At 66.2% G+C, this 26,283-nt stretch carries 22 protein-coding genes, 1 tRNA gene and 1 pseudogene; 18 read left to right on the top strand and 6 right to left on the bottom strand.

Annotated elements, in window-relative coordinates; translation table 11 throughout:
• Positions 1 to 63: 63 nt before the first annotated feature.
• Both ULB03_RS15135 and ULB03_RS15130 read left to right on the top strand, forming a co-directional pair.
• Positions 64 to 139, top strand: a tRNA-Lys gene (locus tag ULB03_RS15135).
• 275 nt (positions 140 to 414) lie between these two features.
• Entirely contained in the window at positions 415 to 1,257 is an 843-nt protein-coding gene (locus ULB03_RS15130) for a SphA family protein (protein ID WP_322483973.1), read from the top strand.
• Positions 1,258 to 1,259: 2 nt separating this feature from the next.
• Here the strand turns inward: ULB03_RS15130 and ULB03_RS15125 are convergent, their stop codons facing one another.
• On the bottom strand, positions 1,260 to 1,952 hold the full coding sequence (locus ULB03_RS15125; RefSeq protein ID WP_322483972.1) for an SOS response-associated peptidase: 693 nt from the start codon (positions 1,950 to 1,952) through the stop codon (positions 1,260 to 1,262).
• A 104-nt stretch (positions 1,953 to 2,056) separates the two neighbouring features.
• Here ULB03_RS15125 and ULB03_RS15120 point away from each other — a divergent pair, with 104 nt between their 5' ends.
• The 4 genes from ULB03_RS15120 (at position 2,057) to ULB03_RS15105 (ending at position 4,506) form a co-directional block, all read left to right on the top strand.
• On the top strand, positions 2,057 to 2,521 hold the full coding sequence (locus tag ULB03_RS15120; protein WP_322483971.1) for a nucleotide triphosphate diphosphatase NUDT15: 465 nt from the start codon (positions 2,057 to 2,059) through the stop codon (positions 2,519 to 2,521).
• 266 nt (positions 2,522 to 2,787) lie between these two features.
• Entirely contained in the window at positions 2,788 to 3,516 is a 729-nt protein-coding gene (locus tag ULB03_RS15115; RefSeq protein ID WP_322483970.1) for a phosphatase PAP2 family protein, read from the top strand.
• Between the two features lie 259 nt (positions 3,517 to 3,775).
• On the top strand, positions 3,776 to 3,961 hold the full coding sequence (locus ULB03_RS15110; protein ID WP_322483969.1) for a hypothetical protein: 186 nt from the start codon (positions 3,776 to 3,778) through the stop codon (positions 3,959 to 3,961).
• Positions 3,962 to 4,125: 164 nt separating this feature from the next.
• Positions 4,126 to 4,506, top strand: a complete 381-nt coding sequence (locus ULB03_RS15105; protein ID WP_322483968.1) for a PilZ domain-containing protein — start codon at positions 4,126 to 4,128, stop codon at positions 4,504 to 4,506.
• 40 nt (positions 4,507 to 4,546) lie between these two features.
• On the opposite strand, the gene ULB03_RS15100 is transcribed toward ULB03_RS15105, so the two are convergent.
• The gene (locus tag ULB03_RS15100) at positions 4,547 to 5,854 is read right to left on the bottom strand and encodes a putative bifunctional diguanylate cyclase/phosphodiesterase (protein ID WP_322483967.1); all 1,308 of its coding nucleotides are present in this window, start codon (positions 5,852 to 5,854) and stop codon (positions 4,547 to 4,549) included.
• 228 nt (positions 5,855 to 6,082) lie between these two features.
• On the opposite strand from ULB03_RS15100, the gene ULB03_RS15095 reads away from it, so the two are divergent.
• From ULB03_RS15095 to ULB03_RS15055, 9 genes are all read left to right on the top strand, one after another.
• Positions 6,083 to 6,904, top strand: coding sequence for a YdcF family protein (locus tag ULB03_RS15095; protein WP_322483966.1), 822 nt, complete (start codon positions 6,083 to 6,085; stop codon positions 6,902 to 6,904).
• Positions 6,905 to 6,978: 74 nt separating this feature from the next.
• Positions 6,979 to 8,085, top strand: coding sequence for a lytic murein transglycosylase (locus ULB03_RS15090; protein WP_322483965.1), 1,107 nt, complete (start codon positions 6,979 to 6,981; stop codon positions 8,083 to 8,085).
• 43 nt (positions 8,086 to 8,128) lie between these two features.
• Positions 8,129 to 9,232, top strand: coding sequence for a septal ring lytic transglycosylase RlpA family protein (locus tag ULB03_RS15085; protein ID WP_322483964.1), 1,104 nt, complete (start codon positions 8,129 to 8,131; stop codon positions 9,230 to 9,232).
• 270 nt (positions 9,233 to 9,502) lie between these two features.
• Positions 9,503 to 10,687, top strand: a complete 1,185-nt coding sequence (locus ULB03_RS15080) for a D-alanyl-D-alanine carboxypeptidase family protein (RefSeq protein WP_322483963.1) — start codon at positions 9,503 to 9,505, stop codon at positions 10,685 to 10,687.
• Between the two features lie 9 nt (positions 10,688 to 10,696).
• On the top strand, positions 10,697 to 11,341 hold the full coding sequence (gene tmk, locus ULB03_RS15075) for a dTMP kinase (protein WP_322483962.1): 645 nt from the start codon (positions 10,697 to 10,699) through the stop codon (positions 11,339 to 11,341).
• Positions 11,341 to 12,459 carry a DNA polymerase III subunit delta' gene (locus ULB03_RS15070; RefSeq protein ID WP_322483961.1) on the top strand — a complete coding sequence of 373 codons (1,119 nt, stop codon included), beginning with the start codon at positions 11,341 to 11,343 and terminating at the stop codon, positions 12,457 to 12,459. Before tmk ends, ULB03_RS15070 begins: the two co-directional genes overlap by 1 nt.
• A gap of 63 nt (positions 12,460 to 12,522) precedes the next feature.
• Positions 12,523 to 14,076, top strand: a complete 1,554-nt coding sequence (gene metG, locus ULB03_RS15065; protein ID WP_322483960.1) for a methionine--tRNA ligase — start codon at positions 12,523 to 12,525, stop codon at positions 14,074 to 14,076.
• Complete coding sequence (locus ULB03_RS15060; protein ID WP_322483959.1) at positions 14,076 to 15,011, top strand: TatD family hydrolase; 936 nt, start codon at positions 14,076 to 14,078, stop codon at positions 15,009 to 15,011. The genes metG and ULB03_RS15060 overlap by 1 nt, the downstream gene beginning before the upstream one ends.
• Positions 14,929 to 15,708, top strand: a complete 780-nt coding sequence (locus ULB03_RS15055; RefSeq protein WP_322483958.1) for an MBL fold metallo-hydrolase — start codon at positions 14,929 to 14,931, stop codon at positions 15,706 to 15,708. The genes ULB03_RS15060 and ULB03_RS15055 overlap by 83 nt, the downstream gene beginning before the upstream one ends.
• A 46-nt stretch (positions 15,709 to 15,754) precedes the next feature.
• Here ULB03_RS15055 and ULB03_RS15050 read toward each other — a convergent pair whose 3' ends face one another.
• On the bottom strand, positions 15,755 to 16,981 hold the full coding sequence (locus ULB03_RS15050) for a phosphatidylserine decarboxylase (RefSeq protein WP_322483957.1): 1,227 nt from the start codon (positions 16,979 to 16,981) through the stop codon (positions 15,755 to 15,757).
• Positions 16,982 to 17,183: 202 nt separating this feature from the next.
• A complete protein-coding gene (locus ULB03_RS15045; protein ID WP_322483956.1) occupies positions 17,184 to 18,836 on the bottom strand; it encodes an OprO/OprP family phosphate-selective porin in 1,653 nt (550 codons plus the stop codon).
• Between the two features lie 601 nt (positions 18,837 to 19,437).
• Here ULB03_RS15045 and ULB03_RS15040 point away from each other — a divergent pair.
• Positions 19,438 to 21,405, top strand: coding sequence for an SPFH domain-containing protein (locus ULB03_RS15040; protein ID WP_322483955.1), 1,968 nt, complete (start codon positions 19,438 to 19,440; stop codon positions 21,403 to 21,405).
• A gap of 12 nt (positions 21,406 to 21,417) precedes the next feature.
• On the opposite strand, the gene ULB03_RS15035 is transcribed toward ULB03_RS15040, so the two are convergent.
• Positions 21,418 to 21,807, bottom strand: coding sequence for a DNA gyrase inhibitor YacG (locus tag ULB03_RS15035; protein WP_322483954.1), 390 nt, complete (start codon positions 21,805 to 21,807; stop codon positions 21,418 to 21,420).
• Positions 21,808 to 22,062: 255 nt separating this feature from the next.
• Here ULB03_RS15035 and ULB03_RS15030 point away from each other — a divergent pair, with 255 nt between their 5' ends.
• Positions 22,063 to 23,430: a phospholipase C/P1 nuclease family protein gene (locus ULB03_RS15030; RefSeq protein WP_322483953.1), complete on the top strand. Its 1,368-nt coding sequence runs from the start codon at positions 22,063 to 22,065 to the stop codon at positions 23,428 to 23,430.
• A gap of 28 nt (positions 23,431 to 23,458) precedes the next feature.
• Here ULB03_RS15030 and ULB03_RS15025 read toward each other — a convergent pair.
• A pseudogene (locus tag ULB03_RS15025) lies at positions 23,459 to 24,882 on the bottom strand (mannose-1-phosphate guanylyltransferase/mannose-6-phosphate isomerase).
• A gap of 274 nt (positions 24,883 to 25,156) precedes the next feature.
• Between ULB03_RS15025 and ULB03_RS15020 the strand changes: the two are divergent.
• Positions 25,157 to 26,173: a glutathione S-transferase family protein gene (locus tag ULB03_RS15020; RefSeq protein WP_322483951.1), complete on the top strand. Its 1,017-nt coding sequence runs from the start codon at positions 25,157 to 25,159 to the stop codon at positions 26,171 to 26,173.
• Positions 26,174 to 26,283: the final 110 nt, after the last annotated feature.

The following is a 26,283-nucleotide window of genomic DNA, read 5'->3' as shown; positions in this document are numbered from 1 at the left end:
ACCGGGACGGGCGCCTCAGCCCCGTCTTCGTTCGCGGAAAACCACGCTGTTTTCCCTGCGGTCGATCCCGTAGCTCAGCCGGTAGAGCACGTGACTTTTAATCATGGGGTCGTGGGTTCGAATCCCACCGGGATCACCAATTAAATCAATAACTTAAATGAAAATCCCGCCCAATTGGGCGTTGGATGCGCGGCGACATATTGACGCTGCGCGATGTCAACTGAACGGTGTATCGCCCAAACCGATACGGCGTATTGAATAATGCGCCTTCCGGCGGGCGTTCTTTGCGTCGATTTTTCTCCTCACCAAAATAAAAGACGGTCACCCGCGCGTGATCGTCAAATGAGGAGGACGTGCTCTGTGAAGAACCGGGCGTATGCCGCGGCATTTTTGTGTGCCGCTTCGTTTGCAAATATGAACACAGCGCAGGCCACGGAAGGCGGTGGAAACAGCTATCCCCCCGGCGCCAGCATCTATCTGGCGGGTGCGATGCCGCCGCCCGGCGAATACATCCTGTTCCAGCCCAATTATTACACTGCGGGCCAGTTGAACGACGGCAGCGGCAATAAGATTCCCTTGGACTTCAGCGTCCAATCCGTATCGCAGACTTTCCGCGGCTTTCTCGTCACGCCCTATCAATTGTTCGGCGCCCAGGTGGCGACCGAGGTCATCCTCCCCGTCGTCGATCTGCATGCCGAGGTCGCGGGACAAAAGACCAACAAGCTGGGCTTCGGCGACATCGGCATCTCGCCGATCTTGTTGGGCTGGCACTTCGGCCCCAATTTGACCCTGGTCTTTGGGACGGACATCTTCATGCCGGTGGGCCAGTACAACGTCAGTTCCCTGGCCAACATCGGGCGCAACGTCTGGTCCTTCCAGCCGACCTTCGGATTGGCTTACATCGACCGTGAGGGTTGGCAGGCGCAAATGTCGCCCCGTTTTGCGTTCAACACCACCAACGACGCCACCCACTACCATTCCGGTGCCGATTTCGACCTGGACTTCGCCGTGGGTCGCAATATCGAGGGCTGGCGGTTCGGCGTGTCGGGCTACTATTACGTCCAGTACCAGGACGACACCCAGAACGGACTGAAGGTTGATGGCGACGGCCATCGCGGCCAAGCCTTCGCCGTGGGACCGGCCATCAGCCACGACATCGGTCCGCTGCAGGCGACTTTCACCTGGCAGCATGAGTTCATGGCCGACAACCGCGCCCAAGGTGAGAACCTGTGGATGCAATTGGGCCTGCGGCTCTGATCTTAGAATAAAGTCGCGGCAGCCTGCGGGGCCAGGAGGTCGGCATCGTCGTTGCGCACGTTGCCGACCCTTGGCCCCACCGCCCAGAAGCGGGTCTCATTGGCGGGATAGGGGCGCAGCAGGCCCAGCAGAGTGGACGGGTCGGCATCCGTCTCCCCCAGCCAGGCGGGCCAATCATCCGGCGCCAGGATCACCGGCATGCGGTGGTGGATGTGACCGATGGCGTCGTTGGCCGCCGTGGTCAGGATGGTGTAGGTCCGCACCCATTCGCCGCTGGCCGGATCCTTCCAGCCCTCCCACAGCCCGGCGAAGGCCGCCGTGTCCCTGTCGCCCGGGGCGATGGCGTAGGCTTGCTTGACGCCATTCTCCACCCGCCATTCATAGAACGCGGTGACCGGCACCAGGCAGCGGCGGCGGGCGAAGGCCTGACGGAAGGTGGGCTTCTCCGTCACGCTTTCCGATCGCGCGTTGATCATCTTGGCGCCGCCCGCGAGATCCGCCGCCCACGAGGGCACCAAGCCCCAGCGCAGCAGATCCAGCCGCCGTTCCCCCGTCTGCGCGTTCCAGCGCACCACCGGCGCCGACTGCGTGGGCGCGATGTTGAAGCGGCCGGGAAAGTTGGGCAGCGCGCCCAGGGTCTGGAACAGCGCCTCCATGGCCTGGGGCGGTGTGACGGCGGCGTAACGACCGCACATGGCGGGGACAACTCCGGAACAGGGGCGGGCGCTTGGCGCGGCGGTGCGGGCATGATACCGCTGGGGTGCTGTAAAACGCCACGGTTAGTGTCTGGAGTGACGCCATGACCCAATCCCTTGTTTCCGCATCGGCCGCCACCGGCGTTCCCAAGGTCGGCATCGGTGTCCTGATCCAACGCGAGGGGCGTATCCTGCTGGGCCGTCGCCGCAACAGCCATGGCGACGGCAGCTATTCCTGGTGCGGCGGCCACCTGGAATATGGCGAGACCTTCGAGGAATGCGCCGTGCGCGAAGTGCGGGAGGAATGCGGCCTCATCGTGCGTCGCCTGCGTTTCCTCTGCCTGCACAACATCCTGGCCTACGACCGGCATTACGTGGACATCCAATTCATCGCCGAGGAGGTTGACCCCGGCGAACCCCGCGTGCTGGAGCCGCACAAGATCGCGGACTGGGGATGGTATGGCCTCGACGCGTTGCCACAGCCCTTGTTCCGGCCCGTGGAGTTGGCCCTGGATGCCTGGCGCGCGCACCGCAGTTACACGCCCGTCTCCCCATCCTCGGCGGCCTAGCGCGACCGACGCGCGCCTTGTGTCGCAAGGCCTATTTCGAAAGCGCGTCTTTGGCGGCACGCCGGGCTGAATATAAAGTTTTTGTTACAGTTTGTTGGCGGTCGCGGGGTCCGGTTCGCGGGATCCGGCTAGGGACTCCCACGGTCAGCCAGCGCGCGCGAATTTTCCAGGGGCGGAGGGGATGCTCCCGGCCATCGTCGTGGCCGGCAACGATTGAGGCTTGCCCGCTGGCAGTGCTGGCGGAAAGCCAGGAGGAACAACAAGCGATGAACAGCGTCGATGGTGCCATTCAGGAATTCCTGACCACCCATGCCTTCACCTCCGACGTGGTGAATCACGCCATCCGCACCATCGCCGACTTCTCCTTGTTCAAGGGGCTGTTCCCCGTCGCCATCCTGTGGTGGGTGTGGTTCCGGGGTGGCAAGCGGGGGCTGTGGGAAAAGGAAATGGTCATCGCCACCTTCGCCAGCGGCCTGTGCGCCTTGGCGGTGGGGCGACTGCTGGCCCATTTCCTGCCATTCCGGGAGCGTCCCATTTATGACCCCACGGTGCCCTTCCACTTCCCCCTGAGCGGCACCAGCGAAAGCATCCTCAGGACCTGGAGTTCATTCCCCAGTGACCACGCCATGCTGTGGATGGCGGTGTCCACCGGCATTTTCCTGGTCTGGCGTTGGGTCGGCGCCCTGGCCATGGCCTACACGGCAATCTTCGTGTGCCTGGTGCGTGTATACCTGGGCCTGCACTTCCCCACGGACGTCATCGGCGGCGCCATTATTGGCATGCTGATCACCCTTATCATGACGCGGGACGCCATCCGCCCGCTCTATACCACCCCTATCCTGCGGGTCATGATGCGCTTCCCGGCACCATGCTATATGCTCGCATTCCTGTTTTGCTTTGAGCTGGTCACGCAGTTCGACGAGATCCGCATGATCGGCCAGTCCATGCACAAGGTGTTGGAGGCCGGGCGCGAGCCGGCGTCCCCGTCTTTGTAGGCCGGCCCGATGGGCGGCGGTCCGCGCGATCAAGCCTTCATTCTCCGTCTTTGGAGATAGCCCGCCCGCTTCAATTCCATGGCCGTTTCGGAGGCTGTATAAATAACTTTTGTTGTAGGTCAGTGCCCACAATTGTCAGGGACGATCCGGAACCATGTCCGATCCTCACGACGATCGCGGGGGTGATCCCACAGCAATGACGGGACACGCCACCCACCAGACCCGTCCGTCGGCTCCTTGCGCCGCGGCGCCGTCCCCCATGTCCCCTTGTAGCGCGGCCGACATGGCGCTGACGCGGGCCGCCGAGATGTTGCTGGGGCTGCGCGGAACCCGCGCCTATGCGGAGGCGACGCCTGAAGAGCGACGGGCGCTGGAATCCTACGTCCTGGAACTGGTGGGTGGGCGATCCGGGGGGCTTCTGCGGCCGAAGTTCCTGGCGCCATAGCGCGGGTCACAACCCACTAACGTCGCTTCCGAAACGACTGTCGCCATATGGCAGCATTTGCCTCGGTGTCGGTTTCGCGGCACACTCTGTTCGTGTGGCGTCACACGGTCGCTCGCCTGAGCGGCGAGCCCGCCGTGCCGGTACGATGAGTGGGGAGGGGGTTCATGGCCTGGGACGGAATCAAGCGTGTCCTGTCCAACCTGATAGGGGGCAGCAATCGGCGCACCTATGACCGCTTGTCCGTGGATAGCCAGGTTGATTTGAGCTGCGGTGACGTGACCGTTTCCTGCCGGATCGCCGATGTCTCGGCCGGCGGCGCGTTCCTGACCCCTGGCCCTGATCTGCCCATCGGCACCGAGGGGGTGTTGCGCCTTCCCGGCGCGCCGGTGGCCGCGGCCGTGCGCATCGTCCGGCGGACCGACACGGGGGTCGGGATCGAATTCCTGCGCGATGGCGTGGGCGCGATTGTCGCTGGCTGGGTGCGGGCCATCAGCGGCACGCATCACCCGCACACCGACGACCATCCCGCGCGCCCCGGCGCTTAATTCATTCCCCGGGGGCGCCGGCGTCCGCTGGCGGCGCGTCTCACACGCCGCAGAACAGCTCGAACTCCTTGACGGGCAGCGGCCGGGCGAACAGATAGCCCTGACCTTCCTCCACCCCCATGCCCCGAAGCAGTGAACGCTCCGCCTCGGTCTCCACCCCCTCTGCCACCACCTTCAGGCCCATGGCCTTGGCCATGGCGACGATGGCCTGCACGATATGGCGGGTGCCGATGTCCTGCTCCATGTCCTGCACGAACTTACGGTCCACCTTCAGGCAGTCCAGCGGCAGTTCCCGCAGGTAGGAGAGGGAGGAATAGCCGGTGCCGAAATCGTCCAGCGCCAGCGCGACACCGCAATCGGCGATCCAGGCCATCTGGCGCAACGCGCCCTCGAGATCCTCGGGCAGCACGGACTCGGTGATCTCAAGCTGCAGCAAATGCGGCGGGATGCCGGTTTCGCGCAGCAGCACGTCGATCAAGGCCGGCAGGTGCCCCCACCGGAACTGACGTTCCGAAACGTTGACCGCGATCTGCAAGGGCTGGCGCCCCGCCTCGATCCACGATTGGATCTGGCGGCAGGCGGCGCGCAGGGCCCATTCGCCGATGGGCACCATCAGGCCCGTTTCCTCGGCGATGGGAATGAACTCCATGGGGTAGACGAGGCCCCGGGTGGGATGGCGCCAGCGGATCAACGCCTCGCCCCCGATGGGGGTGCCGTCGGTGATGGACACCTTGGGCTGGTAGTGCAGCACGAACGCCTCGTCCAGGATGGCCTGGCGCAGCTCCGTCTCGGTGATGAGCTGGTGGCGCAGCCGTTCCCGCATCTGCTCGGTATAGTGCAGGTAATGGGCGGATCCGGACTTGGCCACCTCTCCCTGGGCGATGGCGGCGTTGCGCAGCAGGGTGTGGCCCGTGGTGCCATCGTCGGGCGACACGGCCACACCGATCTTGGCCACCATGTACAGCAACCGGCCTTCCACCAGAATGGGTTCGCCGACACGCGCGGCCAGGGCGGACGCGGTGAACAGCGCTTTGCTGGCGTGGCTGAGGTTGGGCAGGAACAGGGCGAACTGCGCACGGGCGATGCGGCACACCATGTCGCCGCTGCCGCACAAGCCCAACACGCGTTCCGCCATCACCGCCATCGAGGCGTCCAGCGCCTGTTGCCCCAGCAGCTTGTACAGCTCCGCCATACGCGAGATTTCGATGACCAGCACGGCGCAGGGGCCGTTGTGGCCGGCCAGGTGGTCATCGATGCGGCGGGTGAAAACGGAAATATCCTGCAGGGCACCGGCACCGGAAGGTGCAGAGTCGGGTCTGGCGACGACGGTCAGGCAGGCATCGGTCACGATAAAGGCTAGGCCGCTTGTTCTCGGTTGAATTTGACCTTAGACCATTTTCTGTCTCGGCCGCATGAGGAAACTGCGCCATCCATGCAATATTCGACAAATCCCACGGAATCTGACCGTATCTGTGGCACCCGCCGTTGAAGGCTGCCCTACATTGGTAGGCTGTTTGTAGGAGTAAGCCTGCCGCTCCTTGGCTTTGCCCAGCAATGATGATGGGGGATAAGAGTCTTGAGTTTCGCCCTGTCCAAGATTTTCTGGACGCTGACGGCGCCAGGCAACCTGTTGCTTTTGTTTTTGTTGGTCGGCCTTTTTGCAACCGGCGGCTTCAGGTCGCGCCGTTCCTTGCGCTGCGCCCGCGCCGCCGCCCTGGGCTTTCTCATCATCGCCGTGCTGCCGGTGGGCGCCTGGAGCATGCGCGCGCTGGAACAGCGCTTCCCGGCCCCCACGGCGCTGCCCGATCATGTCGATGGCATCATCGTTCTGGGCGGGTCGGTGGACCAGGTGGCGACCGCCGAGACCGGCCAGCCGGAGGTGAACGCCGCCGCCGAGCGCCTTATGGTCATTCCGGAATTGGCGCGCCGTTATCCGGACGCCCGCATCGTGTTTTCCGGAGGGTCGGGGGAGTTGCGCGATCCCGACGAGAAGGAGGCGCCGGTGGCCCGCGCCGCGCTGGAAGAGATGGGCATGGACATTGGGCGCGTCACGTTCGAGGGGCAGTCACGCAACACCTGGGAGAACGCGCTGTTCAGCCGCGACCTGATGCGGCCACAGCCGGGGCAGACCTGGCTGCTGGTCACATCGGCCTTTCACATGCCCCGGTCCATGGGCATCTTCCGCCATGTCGGCTGGCCCGTGATCGCCTATCCCGTGGACATCCGGGCGCCCCGGACCTTGCTCTACCGGCCGGACTTCGATCTGCTGCGCGGTCTGGAACTGCTGTCGCAATCGGTGCATGAGTATGTCGGGCTGGTGGCCTACCGCCTGCTGGGCCGCACCGACAGCTTGTTCCCCGGCCCCGACCACGCCGGCGCCGCCACTAAAACGCCCTGATTCCGTTCCTAATTCCATTTCCGACCCTTTCTCTTCCCATCCCTGCTGCCCACCCGTCATTTGAGGACCCGCCTGTGACCCGCATCGCCGTCCGCCGCCCCTCCCTGTCCCGCAGCGCCGGAATGGGCCTGTTGTCGGCCTTGTTGCTGACGGGGTGTGCCAGCGGCCCGCCGGCGGCGGCCAGCGCGCCCACACCCGCCCCACCGGCGCCGGCGGCCCAACCCGCTGCATCGGTGACGCCCCCGGCTACGATCATCACCCCGGAACAGCAGGCCGACTTCGCCCGCTGGCTGGAGGGGGTGCGCCAGGAGGCCGAAGCCCAGGGCATCACCAGGGCCACCCTGGACCTGGCGCTGGCCAATGTGCAGGAACTGCCGCGCGTCATCGACCTGGACCGGAAGCAGCCCGAGGGCACCGTCACCTTCGCGACCTACGCCGACCGCGTCCTGACCAAGGATCGCATCCAGCGCGGTCGCGAGATGATGCGGCAGAACGCGGCCCTGCTGGCCCAGGTCAGCGCCCGCTATCATGTCCAGCCGCAATACATCGTGGCGCTGTGGGGGCTTGAGACCAACTACGGGCGCATCACCGGCGGCTTCCGAATCATCGATGCCCTGGCCACCCTGGCCCATGATGGCCGCCGCCCGGCCTATTTCCGCAAAGAGCTGATCCAGGCCCTGCGCATCGTCCAGGAGGACAAGGTCGATCCCGCCACCATGAAGGGATCCTGGGCGGGCGCCATGGGGCAGGTGCAGTTCATGCCCAGCGCCTTCTTCAAGTTCGCGCAGGACTTCGACGGTTGCGGCCGCCGGGACATCTGGACCAAGACCCCGGACGTCCTGGCCTCCGCCGCCAATTATCTGTCCACCGTGGGGTGGGACGCGACCACCACCTGGGGCCGGGAAGTGACCTTGCCCGCGAAAGGCCTGGACGCCGCGGCGGCCGCCGGCCTGGATAAGAAGCGCACGCTGGCGGAGTGGGGGCGGGCAGGGGTGCGGAGCGTGGACGGCAAGCCGTTGCCGGCCCGCGCGCTGTCGGCCTCGCTGGTCATCCCGGATGGCCCCACCGGCAGGGCCTTCCTGGTCTATGACAACTACCGCGCCATCATGAACTGGAACCGGTCCACTTATTTCGCGACCACCGTTGGTTTGCTGGCCGATCAACTTGGCGCGGCGCCGTGAGATGTTGTAGGGTGCTGCCACAATCCATAGCGGTGTGCGAGTGATGAGCCGGGCAAATCTGGTGAAGCGGGCGGCGACGGCCGCCGCTGCCAACGAATCGACGTGGCGGTTCCCGTGGACAGGGACCGCCCTGGCCGGGCTGTCGCTGGGCGCGCTGCTGATGACGGGCTGCGCGCACAAGGCGGACCAGCAGGGGCCCGCGGTCGTCCAGAAGACGCCGAGCCCCGGGGCCGCCGCCGCCGGGCAGCCCACCTACAAGGTGGGCAATCCCTACCAGATCGGCGGCATCTGGTATTATCCGCGCGCCGACTACGACTATGACCAGACGGGCATCGCCAGTTGGTACGGCCCGGGCTTCCATCAGGAACGCACCGCCAACGGCGAAATCTTCGACCAGAACGAACTGACGGCCGCGCACCAGACCCTGCCCATGCCCAGCCTGGTGCGGGTGACGAACCTGGACAATGGCCGTTCCATCGTCGTGCGCATCAACGATCGCGGCCCCTTCGCCGCCGGCCGCATCATCGACCTGTCCCGCCGCGCCGCCCAGTTGCTGGGCATGGAACAGCAGGGCACGGCCAAGGTGCGCGTGCAGATCCTGGCGGATGAGAGCCGCGCCATCGCCGCGGCGGCCATGCAGGCCGGCGGCGCCCAGGTGGCCCTGAACGCGCCGCCCAGCAGCGCCGCCCCCGTGCCCACCACCATGGCGGACGGCAGCCCCGTGCCCAAGGCGGCACCCCGCCCCAGCGTGACGGTTCAGGGCCAGGCCCTGCCCCCGGCCCAGGGGGCGGCGCCGGGGCCGAGCCCGGCACCGTCGCGGCCCGTCCAGGCCCCCACCACCGTTCCCGGCACGACGGAGCCGGACGGCCGCTTCCTGCCGGCGCCGGTGGTGCAGCAGGTCGCCGTCGGCCCGGGGCCGAAGAAGATTTACGTCCAGGCGGGGTCCTTCACCCTGTTCGACAACGCGAACAAGCTGCGCGCGCGGCTGGCCGGCATCGGCCCGTCCTTCCTGGCGCCCACCATGGTCAACGGCACGCAGTTCTTCCGCGTGCGCGTCGGTCCGCTGGACACCCCGGAACAGGCCGACCAGGTGCTGGACCAGGTGGTTGCCGCCGGCAACAACGGGGCCCGCGTCATCGTCGAATAACCGGGGTCGAATAATCGGGATCGAATAATCGGGGTCGAATAAGGGGGGCAGACCCCCGTCCGGGATGCGCCAAAGGGCTTGCGGATCACCGCCCCGCCGCCGCACCCTGTCGGGCGCCGCAACCCGGACAGAGGCCTGCCCGGGTTGGGACATTTTGGCCATAGGCCGTCTGGAGACTGGCACGGCCGCCGGCCATGGGGCATGAAGCCCCCCTACATGCTTTAGGGCTTGCTTTAGGGCTATCGGACACGCAGTCGGGATAGAAGAGACATGGAACTGAAGGTTTTGGCGATGCGCGGCACCAAGCGGGCCGTCCTGGCGATGGTGCTGCTGAGTGGCCTTTTGGGGGGCGCCGCCCCCATGGCGGTGCAGGCGGCCACCATCGATACCGAGGCCCGCCAGGCCATCCTGATGGATGCCGACACCGGCACCGTCCTGTTCGCCAAGAACGCCGACCAGCACATGCCGACGTCGTCGATGAGCAAGGTCATGACCATGTACATGGTCTTCGACCGGCTGAAGAACGGCAAGCTGTCGCTGGAGGACACCCTGCCGGTCAGCCGCCGCGCCTGGGAACTGGGGGGCGCCAAGACCGAAGGCTCCACCATGTACCTGCCGCTGGGCGCCAGCGTGAAGGTGGAGGATCTGATCCGTGGCGTGCTGGTGCAGTCCGGCAACGACGCCACCATCGTCCTGGCGGAAGGCCTGGGCGGCACGGAGGAAGCCTTCTGCCGCAACATGACCAAGCGCGCCCATGACATGGGCATGAAGGACAGCAACTTCACCAACGCCGCTGGTCTGCCCGATGCCAACCACTATTCCACGGCGCATGATCTGGCCATCCTGGCCATCCACACCATCCACGACTTCCCCGAGTACTATCATTATTTCTCGGAGCTGGAGTTCACCTACAACAAGATCAAGCAGGGCAACCGCAACCCGCTGCTGTACCGCAACATGGGCGTGGACGGCCTGAAGACCGGCCACACCGAGGCCGGTGGTTATGGCCTGATCGCCTCGGCCAAGCGCGGCGACCGCCGCCTGGTGCTGGTGATCAACGGCCTGACCAGCATGCAGAGCCGTGCGGACGAGCCCGCCCGCCTGTTGGAGTGGGGCTTCCACGAATTCGATGACTACGCGCTGTTCAAGGCGGGGGACACGGTCGACACCTTGCCGGTGTCGCTGGGCACCGCCGACACCGTGCCCGTCGTCATTCCGGAGGCGCTGAAGATCACCCTGACCAACGAGCAGCGCCGCGCCATGAAGGTGTCGGTGGTGACGCAACTGCCGCTGGCCGCCCCGGTGGCCAAGGGCGCCACCGTCGCCACCCTGAAGGTGACGGCGCCGGACCTTCAGACGGTGGAAATCCCGCTGCAGGCGGCCAACGACGTGCCGCGTCTCGGGCTGTTCGGCCGCATGGGCGCCGGCCTGCACCGCATGATCTTCGGCAGCTGAGGACGGACGATGCCGACCGGCCGGTTCATCACGCTGGAGGGCGGGGAGGGGGCGGGAAAATCCACCCAGATCCGCCTTCTGGCGCAATCCCTGGCCGACCGGGGCGTGGAGGTGGTGACCACACGGGAACCGGGCGGCGGCTCCGACGGCGCCGCCGCCATCCGTGGCCTGTTGGTGGCCGGAGACACGCCGTGGCAGCGCCTGACCGAGGCGCTGCTGCACAACGCCGCCCGGCATGAGAATGTCGAGGCGCTGGTGCGCCCGGCCCTGGCCAGGGGCGCCTGGGTGCTGTGCGACCGCTATGTCGACAGCACCGTCGCCTATCAAGGCTACGCCATGGGCGTGGACCGGGGCGTGCTGGCCGACCTGCACCGCCTCTCCACCGGCGGCCTCATGCCCGACCTGACCCTGGTGCTGGATCTGCCGGTCGAGGCCGGTTTGGCCCGCGCCGGTTCCCGGCCGGGGACCGAGGACCGGTACGAGCGCATGGGCATGGACTTCCATGAGCGCCTGCGCCAGGGCTTCCTGGACATCGCCGCCCATGATCCCGGCCGTTGCGCCGTGGTCGACGCCACCGGCGACATCGCCACCATCCAGGCCCTTATCATCGCCACGGTGGAACGGCGCCTGGGTCCGCTGGGGAGGGCCGCCTGATGCCGCCCGCGGCGTTCGACCGGGAGAGCGTGCCGGCCCCCATCGCCACCTACGACCTGATGGGCCACGCGGCGGCGGAGCAGACGCTGCTGAAGGCGGCCACGGGCGGGCGCCTGCATCATGCCTGGCTGATCGGCGGACCGCCCGGCATCGGCAAGGCCACACTGGCCTACCGCTTCGCCCGCTTCCTGCTGTCGGGCGGCGCGGAACCGCAGGATGACGGACTGTTCGGCGCCCCGCCGCCGCCCACCAGCCTGTACGTTTCGCCCGAGAACCCGACCGCGCGGCGCGTCGCCGCCGGCGCCCATGGCGACCTGCTGACCATCCAGCGCACCTGGGATGAGAAGCGCAAACGCTTCAAGCGCGACCTGCCGGTGGAGGAGGTGCGGCGCATCGCCCCCTTCCTGCGCCTGACGGCGGCGGAAGGCGGCTGGCGCATCGTCGTGGTCGACGGTGCCGACCAGATGAACGCCAGCGGCCAGAACGCCATCCTGAAAATCCTGGAGGAGCCGCCGCCCCGTGCCCTGATCCTGCTGGTGGCGGACAATCCGGGCGCCTTGCTGCCCACCATCCGCTCCCGCACCCGCACCCTGATGCTGGAGCCCTTGCCCACCACCACGGTGCGCAGCCTGGTCAACCGCATGATGCCGGACCTGGAGATGGGCGACGCCGCCGCCCTGACCACCCTGTCGGACGGCAGCATCGGCCGGGGCCTGGATCTGGCGGCCGCCGGGGGGCTTGATCTCTACCGCGTGCTGCTGGGCGTGCTGGATACCCTGCCGCGCCTGGATCTGGCCGCCGCCCATGCCCTGGCCGACCAGGTGGCGCGGGCCGGGCAAGACACGGTGTGGGAGACGACGACCGACCTGCTGCTGTGGTGGCTGGCCCGCTTCAACCGCGCGCTGGCCCGCGACCAGGCGGCGCCGGAGATCGTGGAGGGCGAGGCCGCCCTGATGGAACGTCTGTCCTTCGCGGCGCGCCGGGATCGTGCGCTTGATCGCTGGATGGAGGTATGGGACAACGTCAACCGCCTGTTCGCCAAGGCGGAAGGCGCCAATCTCGATCGCAAGCAGGTGATGTTGAGCGCGCTGCGCACGATCGAGGCGGCGGCGTCCTGAGGCGCTGTTATCCTCTCTCGCCGCCTGAATAATAAACCGATAGCCGTTAGCCGGAGAGTTGCCATGTCCGGGCGCCCGCCCTTCTACATCACCACGCCGATCTATTACGTGAACGACGTGCCGCACATCGGCCACGCCTACACGACGATCGCCTGCGACGTGATGGCCCGCTTCAAGCGCCTGGACGGTTATGACGTCAAGTTCCTGACCGGCACGGATGAGCATGGGCAGAAGGTTGAGAAGTCGGCGGAGAAGGCCGGCATCGACCCGCAGACTTTCACCGACCGCGTGTCGCAGAACTTCCGCGACCTGACCGGCCTGCTGAACATCTCCAACGACGACTTCATCCGCACCACCGAGCCGCGGCACGTCAAGGCCGTGCAGGCGCTGTGGCATAAGCTGGTGGAGAGCGGCGACATCTACCTCGGCTCTTACGCCGGCTGGTACTCCGTCCGGGACGAGGCCTATTACGGCGAGGATGAGCTGCGCACCGAGGCCGATGGCCGCAAGTTCGCGCCCACGGGGGCCGAGTGCGAATGGGTGGAGGAGCCCAGCTACTTCTTCCGCCTCAGCGCCTGGACCGACCGTCTGCTGGCCTTCTATGAGGCCAACCCGGACTTCATCCTGCCCGCCGGCAAGCGCAACGAGGTCATGAGCTTCGTGAAGGGCGGCCTGAAGGACCTGTCGGTCAGCCGCACCACCTTCGACTGGGGCGTTCCCGTCCCGGGTGATGAGAAGCACATCATGTATGTCTGGCTGGACGCTCTGGCCAACTACATCACCGCCATCGGTTATCCCGAGACGGGGGAGGGCTCGCCCTACGCCCGGTACTGGCCGGCGCTGCACATGGTGGGCAAGGACATCCTGCGCTTCCACACCGTCTACTGGCCGGCCTTCCTGATGGCCGCCGGTCTTCAGCCGCCGCGCCGCGTGTTCGCCCATGGCTGGTGGACCGTGGAGGGCGAGAAGATGTCCAAGTCGCTGGGCAACGTGGTGGCGCCGTCCGAACTGCTGGAAAAGTACGGCCTGGACCAGACCCGCTATTTCCTGATGCGCGAGATCCCCTTCGGCAACGACGGCGACTTCTCCCGCCGCGCCATGGTCACCCGCATCAACAGCGAACTGGCCAACGGCTATGGCAACCTGGCGCAGCGCTTCCTGTCCATCATCCAGAAGAATTGCGGCGCCGTGGTGCCCACGCCCGGTGACTTCACCGAGGCCGACAACGCCCTGCTGACCGCCGCCCGGGGCCTGCTGCCCACCCTGCGGGCGGAGCTGGACGTCCAGGCCTTCCACCGGGCGCTGGACGCCCTGTGGGTGGTGGTGGGCGACGCCAACCGCTACATCGATGAACAGGCGCCCTGGGCCCTGAAGAAGACCGATCCGGCGCGCATGGCCACGGTGCTGTATGTGCTGGCGGAAGCCATGCGCCACGTCGCCATCCTGACCCAGCCCTTCATGCCGGGGGCCATGGCCAAGGTGCTGGACCTGCTGGCCGTGCCGGCCGACGCCCGCGATGTCGCCCATCTGGACCAGGCGCTGGTGCCGGGCACGCCGCTGCCGCCGCCGCAGGGCGTGTTCCCCCGCCATGTCGAGGAGACGGAGGGCGCCGCCTGATGCCCGACGGTCTGTCCCCAAAGGCTTTCCTGATCGACAGCCACTGCCACCTGGACTTCCCCGACTTCGCCGAGCAGCGCGACGCGGTGGTGGAGCGGGCGCGGGCGGCGGGGGTCGGCGCCATGCTGACCATCTGCACCCACCTCAGCCGCTTTCCCCAGGTGCATGCGGTGGCCCAGGCCTATCCCGACGTCTGGTGCACGGTGGGCGTCCACCCCCACCAGGCGCTGGAGGAGCAGGAGCTGTGCACGGTTGAAAAGCTGCGCGAGCTGGCGGCCTATCCCAAGGTCGTCGGCCTGGGCGAGACCGGCCTGGACTATTATTACAACAAGAGTCCGCAGGCGGTGCAGGAGGCCAGCTTCCGCGCCCACCTGACCGTGGCGCGGGAAACCGGCCTGCCGGTGGTCATCCACACCCGGGACGCGGATGAGGACATGATCCGCATCCTGCGTGAGGAGGGCGGGGCCGAGGGCAAGCTGCGCGGCCTGCTGCACTGCTTCAGCTCCTCGCCCGAGTTGGGGCGCCAGGCGCTGGAGATGGGCCTGCACATCTCCTTCAGCGGCATCGTCACCTTCAAGAAGTCGGACGAACTGCGCGACTTCGCCAAGGAAGTGCCGCTGGACCGCATGCTGGTGGAGACCGACGCGCCCTTCCTGGCGCCGGTTCCCCTGCGCGGCAAGACCAACGAGCCGTCCTTCGTGGCCCACACCGCCCGCCTGCTGGCGGAGGTGAAGGGCATGGAACCGGCCGAGCTGGCGCGGGCCACCACCGCCACCATGCTGGCGCTGTTCAACCGCATCCCCCCGCCGAGTGCGGCACCTTCGTCGCGGGATTCCCGGCGTGAGGAACGGCATGCGGGTGCGCATCCTGGGCTGCGGCGGTTCCGGCGGCGTGCCCATGATCGGCAACGTCTGGGGCGACTGCGACCCGAATGAGCCGCGCAACCGCCGCCGCCGCGCCTCCATCCTGGTGGAGACGGACGACACCACGGTCCTGATCGACACCGGCCCGGAAATGCGGGAGCAGTTGCTGGACGCGCGCGTCACCCGCGTCGACGCCGTGGTCTACACCCACGCGCATGCCGACCATGCCCATGGCATCGACGACCTGCGGCAGGTCAACTGGATGAACCATCAGCCGCTGCCCATCTACGCCGACGCGGTGAACCTGGGCCAGTTGCAGGAACGCTTCGACTATTGCTTCAAGCCGCAGGACCGGCCGGATTGGTTTCCGCGCCCCTGCCTGGTGCCGCATACCATCACCGGCCCCTTCACCATCGGCGATCTCACCTTCATCCCCTTCCACCAGGACCATGGCCGCATCCCCAGCCTGGGCTTCCGCATCGGCGATTTCGCCTATTCCACGGACGTGGTGCACCTGGATGACAAGGCGTGGCGCGTGCTGGAAGGGGTGGACACCTGGATCGTGGACGCCACCCGTATCGAGCCGCACCCGGTGCACGCCCATCTGGACCTGGCGCTGAGCTGGATAGAACGGCTGAAGCCCCGGCGCGCCTACCTCACCCACATGAACCATCAGATGGACTACCGCACCCTGATGGCGTCCCTGCCGCCCGGGGTGGAACCGGCCTATGACGGCCTGGTGCTGGAGATGGTGGGGCACAAGCCTTAACGAATGCGGCCTGGCCGAGAATCCCTCGGCCAGGCCATCTCCATGGTCAGTCCAGAATGGGATACGCGTATCCCAGGACTTGGCCTTTGAGGTAGTGCTGGCCGGTCGCCGCGGTCAAGTTGACCGCCGCCGATGCCTCAAAAAGAACAATGCAGTCTGATCCGCCATATTGGACGTAGCAGATTTCATCCCCCTTCTGCACAGCGGCGCCGACGAAGGTTGTTGGCACGACCGACGACACGAAGCCCATCCCGACGGGGATCACGGCGACCAACCCGATGGGGGAGTCGAGGACAAAAATCGCCCGCTCCTGCGCGAACTGATAGCCGGGCGTGTTGTTCAGGACGAGTTGGTATTCCTGGGACGGTACCGAACTCACCTGACGGGTCGTCAAGGTCAGAACGTGCTGGGGGGCGGCGGCGCCCGGGATCGGCTGGGCCACGATATTGCGATATACCTGGCCCATGACGGTGTGGGCCTCAAGGACCCGCCCGGCCACCGGCGCGATCAGCCGGTGTGAATCGGTCAGGGCCAACCAGGAATGCATGAAGATGCCATTGTTGAAACGATCGGCGTATTTGCTGCCCTGAAGCAGTTCACCAATCGACCAAGTGAGGCCCTTCATCGTGATGTTGGGCGTGATGCGATTGTCCAGATTGATCTGCCACCATCCCTGGATGGCGCCATCACAGGAATTGACGATGACCCGGTTATCGCTGGGAGCGGCGATCGGCCGGGTGCCGGACTTTTCCTGCCGGGCGAAAAACTGGTTGAAGGTCAGGTAGCCGCTTGGCGGTGAAATATATTCATCCATATTGAAGGCGGGCGACTTAATGAAGCTGTCCAGCGACTTCTCAGTGATGGACGCGGTGGTGCCGAGGAATTTGCCCAAGCTGCCCACATATCGGACCATCCAGGCTGACAGCCAAGTTAACTCCGGCGCCTTGTTATGGGGTTCAACCAAGGTCTGGAAGTGGACAATTTCCGGCTGATCGAGATAGAAGAAGAAAAGATTCTGGTGGTTGAATAACTCAGTTGCGCTCATGTTCTCGACGGGAACCCAGCTCAACAGGGAATTGATCCAAACAATCCAATCCTGAACATTTTCCACTTCTTGGGCGGCCTTAAGCGGTACGTAATTTCCTTTTGTGTTTTCCCAATGCACATTAAGATCTTTTACTCTCTTAATGCCCTTGTCCAGGGCCGTGGCAAAGTCATGATGATGTTTGATGTGGTGCTGCATTTCGGCGACAACCGGATGTAACTCTCCCATTTTTCATCCCTTTCCTGGACTGAATGCTCCCGGCAGGTTGTTCTGCCTGCTTCGGTTGTGGCAATTTCCAGGCCAGGGATTTTATTAAGCAAATACAACCCATTAGCAGACGCCCTCAAACCCCTGACGGCACCGTGTGGACACAGCGGACATGACGGACAGCGGAACCTGGCCCCAGAGAGGCCAGGTTCACGCGTTGAGCTCAATAAGCGACCTGGGCGCGGAAGCCCACAGCCTGGTAACGCAGGCCGGTCTGGTTCTGCAGGGTGGCGCCGCTGAGCTTGCTGACGTCCACGATCTGGTAGTCCGCCATGAACTTCAGGTGGTCGTTGGGATACCAGTTCAGCCCCAGCTGGATGACATCCTGCTGGCCGCCCGCCACGCCGCCGGTCACCGATTGGGCCAGGAAGCGCTGGACATGGCTGTTCAGGTTGATGTCGCTGTAGCGGGCGGCCACTTCGAACGCGCCCCAGTCATTGGTTTCCGGGTTGAACGGGTGGGCGACCTTGAGCCCGCCGAAACCGCCGCGCGCCGATTGGTACAGGCGCGGCTCGCCCGTCAGCACCCAGGACGCGTCGACATAGGCGCCATGGAAGGTGAGGTCGGGCGTCTGGGTGGCGCCGCCCAGGCCGGCCCCGGCCTGATGCTGACGGTTGATGCCGATCTCCACATACTCCGCCTGGACCAGGAAGTTCTGATAACGCACCCCCACTTCGGGGTTCCAGGTATAGACACCCGTCGCCGGCATGGACCCGGTGTTGATCAGCTTGCTGGTGTCCACCCGCAGTTCTGGCTGGACCGACAGGGCCAGGTTCTGCGCCAGGCGGTTGCTGTCGTTCTGGTTCATGCTGAACACCTTGGACCCGCTGAAGCCCAGGTGGACGTCATAATCCTCGCCATAGACCGGTCGGCCCGCCACGCGCATCACGGCACCCGTCTGCTGGCCATTGGACGGCTGGGTGGTGGAGACGGCGGTGGTGACCGACCCGGTGGTCCCGACGGTTGAGGTCGCGGTGGTGGTGGACTGGCCGCCATACGCCTGGCCCGTCAGGAAGCCCGAGACGAAGAAGCGGTCCTGATAGTAACGGGCGCCCACGGCGGCGCGGGCGTCGCCGGCGGCGATGTTGCGCTCCACATCCATGATGGCGGGGCGTTCCATGAACATGAAGTCGTTGGAACTGGGCGCGTCCTGCAGGCTGATGTTGGGCTGCAGATACCCCAGCGCCGCGGTGAAGCCCTTGAACGGCATATAGGCCAGGTTGGCCTCATACAGGTACTGCGTGTTCTGGCGGCCATCCGGCGACCCGCCGAAGTCGGGCGTGACCGTGGCCGTGACATCGCCATAGCGGAAGACGAAGGGGATGCGGATGCGGCGGGCGTTGACGCCGTCGCCCAAATCCACGCCCGAGCGCTTCACGCTGGCGTTGTCCTCGAAATAGGCGGCCGCGTCGAACTGCGCCTGCAAGCCGATCTGCAGCGTGCCCTTGCCGCCGAACGCGGTGAAGGTGGGGCGGCCGCCGGCCATGGTGAAGCTGCCGTTGTCGCCGCTGCTGGCCTCCAGCTTGGCGATGGTCTTGGCCTGGGTGGCCGCCTGCGCCGCGACCTGTTCCGCCTGGACCTTGGTTTCCGCCTGCGCCTTGGCGTCGGCGGCCTCGCGCGCCTCCAGCGCGTCCAGCCGGGCCTGGATGGCCTGGCTGACCTTCATCTGCGCCTCCAACTGGGCGCGCAGCCGTTGCACCTCTTGCGTGGCCGTCTCTGCCGCGTGGGCGGGCAGGCCGGCCATCAGGCCGCAGGTGGCGGTGAGCAGGAACACGCTGGTTCGCCCGGGCCGGGACGTCCGCGTTTGCTTCGACATTTTAAGGACCCTTCATCTGTATTCGATCGCACCTGATCGGGATGCAGGGTCAATTCTAGGCGCTATATTTATATCTTTATTGCGTCACGCTGATAGTATTTCATGATCGGTCGATCATGAAATCTATGTATTCGCAAAGATAGACGTTATGGATATCGAAATACTCTGTTTTCGATATGGGTCAAGGCCAATCAGCCTGGCGGACTCCGTTCACCGGCCTTGTCCACGGCAACCGGTATGCGTGGCGCGCGGTGCTGGGCAAAAATGCCAGCATTGCGAGTGTGCGTTGTGTCACACCGCCGTCATGGTAAAATCCCTGCCATCGACAAACGGTTCGGGTGCCCAAGAATGCGGCGGTCCGGTTCCTGTTTCCTCAGCCCGCGGCGCCTCAACGCCGCCCTCGGCTTCCGTGTCTAAGGCTTACATCCCCATGAGCCAGCGCCGCCCCTGACACCGGCGGCCCCCTGACGCATCCCCCCATTCCCATTCCGCCCTGCGGATGCCCATGACCCTGGGCGTTCGCTGATGGCGGTGCCGCGCCCGGACCCCGTCACGGATCCGGATCGGGCGCCCGCATCATGATCCGTCGAACGAGGCTTCCATGCTGGAGTTCCCTTCCTGGGCGCTGCCCACGCTGTATGTCGTGGGCGCCGTCCTTGGTGTGCTGGTCCTGGCGTTCGCCACCGGCGCCGTCGTCTATATCCGTAACGACGCCGTGGGCGTGGTTGAGAAACTGTGGGCCCTCGGCGGCTCGGTCGAGGAAGGTTTCCTCGCCCTGGGTGGTGAGGCCGGCTTCCGGCCGGAGACGCTGCGCGGCGGCTTTCATTTCTTCATGCCGCTGCAATACCGCGTGCACCGCGCCAATCTGGTGACCGTTCCCCAGGGCAGCCTGGCCTATCTCTTCGCCCGGGGCGGCCAGCCCTTGCCCAACGCGCAGGCCCTTGCCCGTTGGCCCACCGGGGTGGGGGTGGAAAACGCCCGCGCCTTCGTGAGCCAAGGCGGCCAGCGCGGCCCCCAACGCCGCATCCTGCGGGAGGGCGTCTACGCCATCAACACGGCCCAGTTCATCGTGTTCACCGAATCCGCCACCCATGCCGTCACCCTGGGCGACGCCAGCGATGTGCGGGCGGTGGAGACGATGCGCCAACTGATCGAGGAGCGTAACGGCTTCCGCCCGCTGATCATCCGCGATCATGAGGACGCGGTGGGCGTGGTCACCGTCCATGACGGCCCCGCCCTGGACCATGGCGAAATCATCGCCCCCACCGTGGGCACCCATGCGGCGGATGGCGCCACCTTCCACAACTCCTTCCAGGACCCGGAAACCTTTTTGGCGGCGGGCGGCCGCCGGGGCCGGCAGGAGCAGGTGCTGGTGGAGGGCACCTACTACATCAACCGTCTGTTCGCGACCATCGAGGTGCGTCCCAAGACACAAGTGGACATCGGCAATGTCGGCGTGGTGGTCAGCTTCACCGGCCCGCGCGGCACCGACGTCTCCGGCTCCGACCACAAGCATGGCGAGCTGGTGGCCCAGGGCCAGCGCGGTGTCTGGCAGACGCCCCTGCATCCCGGCAAGTACGCCATCAACCCCTATGCCGTGAAGGTCAGCACGGTGCCGACCACCAACTTCGTCCTGCGCTGGATCGAAGGCCGCAGCGAGGCCCACGGCTTCGACGACAACCTGGCAGAGATCAAGCTCATCACCAAGGACGCGTTCGAGCCGGTGCTGCCCCTGTCTATCGTCGTGCACATTGGTTACGACGACGCGCCCTGGGTGGTGCAGCAGTTCGCGGACATCAAGAAGCTGGTGGAGCAGACGCTGGACCCCATGGTCAGCGCCTGGTTCAAGGACGCCGCCCAAAGCCGCACCCTGATCGAGCTGGTGAACCAGCGCGCCGAGGTGCAGCGGGAGGCCCTGGCGGCCATGAGCGCCCGGTTCGCCAAGTACCGCCTGAACGTGAAGGAGGTGATGATCGGCACGCCGCGCGCGGCCAAGGGCGACACCCATATCGACACCATCTTCGAACAATTGCGCGCCCGCCAGGTCGCCCGGGAGAAGGTGGAGACGTATGAGAGCCAGCAGATCGCGGCGGCCAAGGAACTGGAACTGCGCGCCGCCGAGGCGCGGGCGGCGGCGCAGGGCGACCTGACCAAGTCGGCCGTGTCCATTGAGGTGGCGCAGAACCACGGCCGCGCCGAACTGGCCCGCAAGACCCAGGAGGCGGAGGCGACCAAGGTGATGGCCGAGGCGACCGCCATGCGCACCCGCACCGAAGGCCGTGCCGAGGCCGACCGCGTGGCCGCCATCGGTGACGCCAACGCCCAGGCCGCCAAGGCCCAGGTCGACGCCTTCGGTGGGGCGGAGATGGCCCTGTCCAAGGAGGTGGCCGCGATGCTCAGCGGCGCCATCACCCAGGCCAAGGTGCCGCTGGTGCCCACCGTGGCCATGGGCGGCGGCGAGGGGGGCCATGGCACCCTGGTGGATGCGCTGGTCAGCCTGCTGATGGCCCAGGGCGGGCTGGACACCCTGGTGAAGCAGCGGGGCAAGCAGCCGGAGACGGCGGCCTAAAATCAGTTGGCTTCAGGAAGGCCGGGTCGGAAACGATCCGGCCTTTCGGCCTGTGGGGCGAACGTCCGGCGCCTCACCCCACAGGCCGTGCTTTTTCTTGACCCCCAGGGGCCACAGCATCACGAAGACCAGGAACCATCCCGCGGCCCCGGCCGCCAGCACGCAGAATACCGCGAACGGCGGCATGAAGCGCAGCAGCGTGAAGGCCATGGACAATACCGCCAACAGGATCAGCCAGATCACGGGTTCGAAATAGAAAATCCACGCCAGGAAGGTCCACTTGGAATAAACCTCCGCCCTGCAGTTCGGGCAGACGAAGGGCCGGGACTTGGTCATGTTCGCCATGGGCGGGACCGTGTGTGCGTGGCATGCGGGGCAGGGGCGGGGCGGGATCAGCGGCATTGTCGAGCACCTGAAAGGCGGTAGGCGCAGCGCCATGAGCAGCGGCGGCACAATCAATCTATCGCAGGAATCCGCCCAGTCCAGGACCACCTACGCAGTGCGTAGAGCCATCCGCTTGGCCTAACTCCCGGGGGCGGCGCTTTCAATCCTGCGAACTGGCCATGCGGCAAATTGGGACCGGGTGTCGCGGAAATGACTTCTAAGCCGGGTATGGTCCGGCCCATCCTTGATGGTCCCGAAATAGCAGGGTCTTAGATGCGACACCCCCGTTCCCTCCGCCGCCGCTTGTCCTTGGCCGCCGTCTTCGTTTTTGCGGTGCAGCCGGCCGCCTGGGCGTGGAGCAATCACACGCTGTGCACCTGGCCGGCGGTGGAGGCCATGCCCCAAGTGGCCGGCCACAGCGTGGCGGCGGAGTCGCTGACCGGCTTCCTGGCCAAGGAGGCGGCGGCCCTGCCGTCGGTGCTGGCGGAGGAGGAGCGCTGGGCCCGGGCCAACGTTCCCTTCTATGCCTCCCGGCCGGACGCGCTGGCTTTCGCGGTGGCGGCGGATGCGGACGCGGTGGCGCTTAAGCGGGCCTTCGTCCATGCCATCCGCGTGAACGAGGACGTGCCCTTCGCGCTGTACCTGCAACGCCAGCCCGGCACCAACGCCGCAGCCGGCCGCGAGATGACTTGGCCGGATCTCACTATTCTTAAGGACCCGGAGGACGCGGACCTGAGGCAAATGGAGCGGGTGGAGGAGGGCGAGGCGGTGCCGGTGGCCGATGTCGTCGCCACGGCGTCGAACGAGCCCGACTTCGGCCTGGACATCGGCCTGTTCCAGGACAACGGCCAGAACCAGGGCAAGCTCTACGCCTTCGGGACGCAGCCCTTCGGCAACCCCTTGCTGGACTATGGCAGCCAGGCGCCCTTCCACATGGGTTTCTATCACGAGGCCGGCATCCTCTATAAGGCGGCGCCCTACCTGCAACACACCTATCCGGAGGCGCGGGTCCACCTCTACATGACCCTGTCGCGCTTCGCCTTCTCCTCGGGGCACCCGTACTGGGGCTGGCGCTTTGCCGGCTGGGCCATCCATTACGTCCAGGACATGGCGCAGCCCTATCACGCCCGTGTCCTGCCGGGCGTGAGCGTGCCGTCCATGCTGTGGACCAGCGTGCTGGATATGGCGGGCGTCCACGGGCCCAAGATCGCCGCCCTGAACCGGGTGACCAACCGCCACACCGCGCTGGAGAATTACCAAAAGAACCGCATGACGGCGGCGTATGAGCAGGGTGAGAAGGCCGATCCCCTGCTGGCGGCGCTGCGCGACACCAGCGGCGACGCCAGCTTGGAGAAGGTGCAGGCGGCGGATCTGCTGGGCGCCATCAGCGCGCAGTCGGTGGCCGTGGCCGATGCGCTGGACGCCCAATTGGAGCGGACCTTTCCGCCCCGCTACGTCTCCGACGCCGCCACCAACCTGGATGGCAAGGCCGCGAACCTCTACACCCTGTCGCGCCAGGCGCCGGCGGCCGACCAAGCCAAGCTGGTGGATCTGGTCGCCGACCGCATGCGCCAGGCGGGCCGGGACACGCGGGCGGTCATCCGCGCCGTGGCGCCGGAAGCCACGGCCGCCGCGCGCTGAGGCGGATCTCCTCCCGCTACGGCCGCCCTCAACTGCGGCCGTAGCTGTCCTCCAGGCGGACGATATCGTCCTCGCCCAGATAGGGGCCGGACTGCACCTCGATCAGGTTCAGGGGATCTTGCCCGCGTTCTCCAGCCGGTGGGTGCATCCCAGCGGCAGATAGATGGATTCGTTCTCCCGAACCAGTTGGGTTTCGCCGTCGCGGGTGACGGTGGCGGTGCCGTTCACCACCACCCAATGTTCCGACCGGTGGAAGTGCTTTTGCAGGGATAGCTTGTGCCCCGGATTCACGGTCAGGCGCTTCACCTGGAACCGCTCTCCCTCATGCAGGGTCTGATAAAAGCCCCAGGGGCGATAAACACGCGGGCGGGTCAGCGCCTCACGGCGATTGTCCTTCTTCAGGGTGGCGACGATGCCCTTCAGCCCGTCCAGACGATCCTTGTTGGCCACCAGCACCGCATCCGGCGTGGTGACCACGATGACGTTCTCCATGCCCAGCACGGTGGTCAGGACGCCATCGGTGCGCACGTAGCTGCCGCGGGTGTCCTGCAGCACCACGTCGCCGTGTTGACAGTTGCCCTGGTCGTCGACGGGCAGAACCTCCATCAGTGACTTCCAGGAGCCGACGTCACTCCACCCGATGCTGCACGGTACGACCGCGGCGCGGCGGGTCCGGGCGAACAGGGCGTCGTCGATGGAGATGGAGGGCGCCTTGGCGAAGCTGTCCGGGTCCAGGCGCTGGAAATCCAAATCCCGCGCCCGCTTGTCCACGGCCTGGCGCACCGCCTCGATCAGCGCGGGCTCGAACTCGCCCAGCTCTTCCACCAGACGGTCGGCGCGGAAGAGGAACATGCCGCTGTTCCACAGGTGCTGGCCACCCGCCAGGTAATCTTCGGCCGTGGCCCGGTCGGGCTTTTCCACGAACTGCGCCACCGCGAAGGCGCCGTGCGCGCCATCCAGCGCGTCGCCCTTGCGGATGTAGCCATAGCCGGTTTCCGCCCGTGTCGCCTCGATCCCGAACGTGACAAAAGCGCCGGCGCGCGCGGCGGGGATCGCCTGTCGCAGGGCGGCCCGCCACGCCGCCTCATCCACGATCCAGTGGTCGGCCGGCAGCACCAACAACAGCCGCTCGGGCTTGGTCGCGGCCGCCACCAGGGCCGCCGCAGCGATGGCCGGCGCCGTGTTGCGCGCGATCGGCTCCAGGAACAGGCTGTCCAGCCCGATCCCCAGATGGCGGGCTTGTTCCGCCACCACGAAACGATGCTCGTGGCTGGCGATGACCATGGCCGGGTCCAGGGCAGCCTCATGACAGCGGCGCAAGGTCCGCTGCAACAGCGACACCTCATCGACCAGGGGCAGGAATTGCTTGGGGTACAGCTCCCGCGACAGGGGCCAAAGCCGCGTCCCGGAACCGCCGGACAGTATCAGCGGAAGTATCTGCGCCTGGTCCATGACATCCCTCGAAACTGAATCACCGTCGCATGCCATAATCGGCACCCCTGGGGGAACCGGGGTTGATGATCCAACCGGGGCGCCCTGTTTTCCAACGACAAAAACGCACATACTCAACCAGCCGCACCTGAAGCGGGCCCGGAACCGGCGCCCGTCGTTCCAGTTCCTGAACAATCATTTCCGGATTACGGACCTCCTCGCCAACCCTGCCGGGCGGTATTGCTTAATCCAAGGGCGGCCCACAGGCGCCAGCCCAGGGATCACGGAGAAGACCATGGGTTTGTTGGTTGACGGTGAATGGCGCGACGTCTGGTATGAGACGAAATCGACCGGCGGACGCTTCGTGCGCAAGGACAGCGCCTTCCGCCATTGGGTCACCGCCGATGGCGCCCCGGGGCCCGATGCTGCGGTGGCGGGCGGCGAGGGCGGCTTCGCGGCGGAGCCCGGCCGCTATCATCTCTATGTCAGCCTCGCTTGCCCATGGGCGCACCGGACGCTGATCCTGCGCGCGCTGAAGGGGTTGGAGGATGCCATCAGCGTCTCCGTCGTCCACTGGCGCATGTTGGAGCAGGGGTGGACCTTTGAGGAGGGCCCGGGCACCGTGCCGGATACGGTCAACGGCGCCGACGCGCTGTACCAGGTCTACCAGGCCGCCGACGCGCACTACAGCGGGCGGGTCACCGTCCCGGTGCTGTGGGACAAACAGCGCCGGACCATCGTGAACAACGAATCCTCCGAAATCCTGCGCATGTTCAACAGCGCCTTCGACACGGTGGGCGCCAAGCCGGGCGACTATTACCCCGACGCGCTGCGGCCGGAGATCGACGCGCTGAACGCGCGCATCTACGACACCGTCAACAACGGCGTCTACAAGGCGGGCTTCGCCACCAGCCAGGCGGCCTATGAGGAGGCCATCGCCCCCCTGTTCGACACGCTGGACTGGCTGGACGACCGCCTGTCTAGCCGCCGCTTCCTGACCGGCGACCAGGTGACGGAGGCGGACATCCGCCTGTTCACCACCCTGGTGCGGTTCGATCCGGTCTATGTCGGCCACTTCAAATGCAACATCCGCCGCATCGCCGACTATCCCAACCTGTCGGCCTATCTGCGCGACCTGTGCCAACTGCCGGGCGTGGCCGGGACAGTGAACTTCCAGCATATCAAGGGCCACTATTACGAAAGCCACCGCACCATCAATCCCACCGGCATCGTACCCGTGGGGCCGGTGCAGGACCTCAGCGCCCCCCATGGGCGGGAGCGTCTGTCGACGGCAAACCCGCTGCCCGTGTGATCCCACCGCGGAAAAGCAAGCCCCTTGGCCGGCACCGGAGCCCAGCGACCATGGGCGTCGACAGCGGAGCGGCGGGCGCCGCAGGATGGCATCCGACTGGATGACCCGCA

Origin of the sequence: Nitrospirillum goiasense, from assembly GCF_034427435.1 — a bacterium.
Classification (GTDB): Bacteria; Pseudomonadota; Alphaproteobacteria; order Azospirillales; family Azospirillaceae; genus Nitrospirillum.
The sequence above is the reverse complement of the archived record's forward strand: the minus strand, read 5'-3'. Positions and strand labels throughout refer to the sequence as shown.

What these genes read in the sequence shown, in the direction of transcription:
- ULB03_RS15130 (WP_322483973.1), top strand. Translation starts at nt 415, where the DNA reads ATGAACACAGCGCAGGCCACGGAAGGCGGTGGAAACAGCTATCCCCCC.
- ULB03_RS15125 (WP_322483972.1), bottom strand. Translation starts at nt 1,952, where the DNA reads ATGTGCGGTCGTTACGCCGCCGTCACACCGCCCCAGGCCATGGAGGCG.
- ULB03_RS15120 (WP_322483971.1), top strand. Translation starts at nt 2,057, where the DNA reads ATGACCCAATCCCTTGTTTCCGCATCGGCCGCCACCGGCGTTCCCAAG.
- ULB03_RS15115 (WP_322483970.1), top strand. Translation starts at nt 2,788, where the DNA reads ATGAACAGCGTCGATGGTGCCATTCAGGAATTCCTGACCACCCATGCC.
- ULB03_RS15110 (WP_322483969.1), top strand. Translation starts at nt 3,776, where the DNA reads ATGTCCCCTTGTAGCGCGGCCGACATGGCGCTGACGCGGGCCGCCGAG.
- ULB03_RS15105 (WP_322483968.1), top strand. Translation starts at nt 4,126, where the DNA reads ATGGCCTGGGACGGAATCAAGCGTGTCCTGTCCAACCTGATAGGGGGC.
- ULB03_RS15085 (WP_322483964.1), top strand. Translation starts at nt 8,129, where the DNA reads ATGAGCCGGGCAAATCTGGTGAAGCGGGCGGCGACGGCCGCCGCTGCC.
- ULB03_RS15080 (WP_322483963.1), top strand. Translation starts at nt 9,503, where the DNA reads ATGGAACTGAAGGTTTTGGCGATGCGCGGCACCAAGCGGGCCGTCCTG.
- tmk (WP_322483962.1), top strand. Translation starts at nt 10,697, where the DNA reads ATGCCGACCGGCCGGTTCATCACGCTGGAGGGCGGGGAGGGGGCGGGA.
- ULB03_RS15070 (WP_322483961.1), top strand. Translation starts at nt 11,341, where the DNA reads ATGCCGCCCGCGGCGTTCGACCGGGAGAGCGTGCCGGCCCCCATCGCC.
- metG (WP_322483960.1), top strand. Translation starts at nt 12,523, where the DNA reads ATGTCCGGGCGCCCGCCCTTCTACATCACCACGCCGATCTATTACGTG.
- ULB03_RS15060 (WP_322483959.1), top strand. Translation starts at nt 14,076, where the DNA reads ATGCCCGACGGTCTGTCCCCAAAGGCTTTCCTGATCGACAGCCACTGC.
- ULB03_RS15055 (WP_322483958.1), top strand. Translation starts at nt 14,929, where the DNA reads ATGCGGGTGCGCATCCTGGGCTGCGGCGGTTCCGGCGGCGTGCCCATG.
- ULB03_RS15050 (WP_322483957.1), bottom strand. Translation starts at nt 16,981, where the DNA reads ATGGGAGAGTTACATCCGGTTGTCGCCGAAATGCAGCACCACATCAAA.
- ULB03_RS15045 (WP_322483956.1), bottom strand. Translation starts at nt 18,836, where the DNA reads ATGTCGAAGCAAACGCGGACGTCCCGGCCCGGGCGAACCAGCGTGTTC.
- ULB03_RS15040 (WP_322483955.1), top strand. Translation starts at nt 19,438, where the DNA reads ATGCTGGAGTTCCCTTCCTGGGCGCTGCCCACGCTGTATGTCGTGGGC.
- ULB03_RS15035 (WP_322483954.1), bottom strand. Translation starts at nt 21,807, where the DNA reads ATGCCGCTGATCCCGCCCCGCCCCTGCCCCGCATGCCACGCACACACG.
- ULB03_RS15030 (WP_322483953.1), top strand. Translation starts at nt 22,063, where the DNA reads ATGCGACACCCCCGTTCCCTCCGCCGCCGCTTGTCCTTGGCCGCCGTC.
- ULB03_RS15020 (WP_322483951.1), top strand. Translation starts at nt 25,157, where the DNA reads ATGGGTTTGTTGGTTGACGGTGAATGGCGCGACGTCTGGTATGAGACG.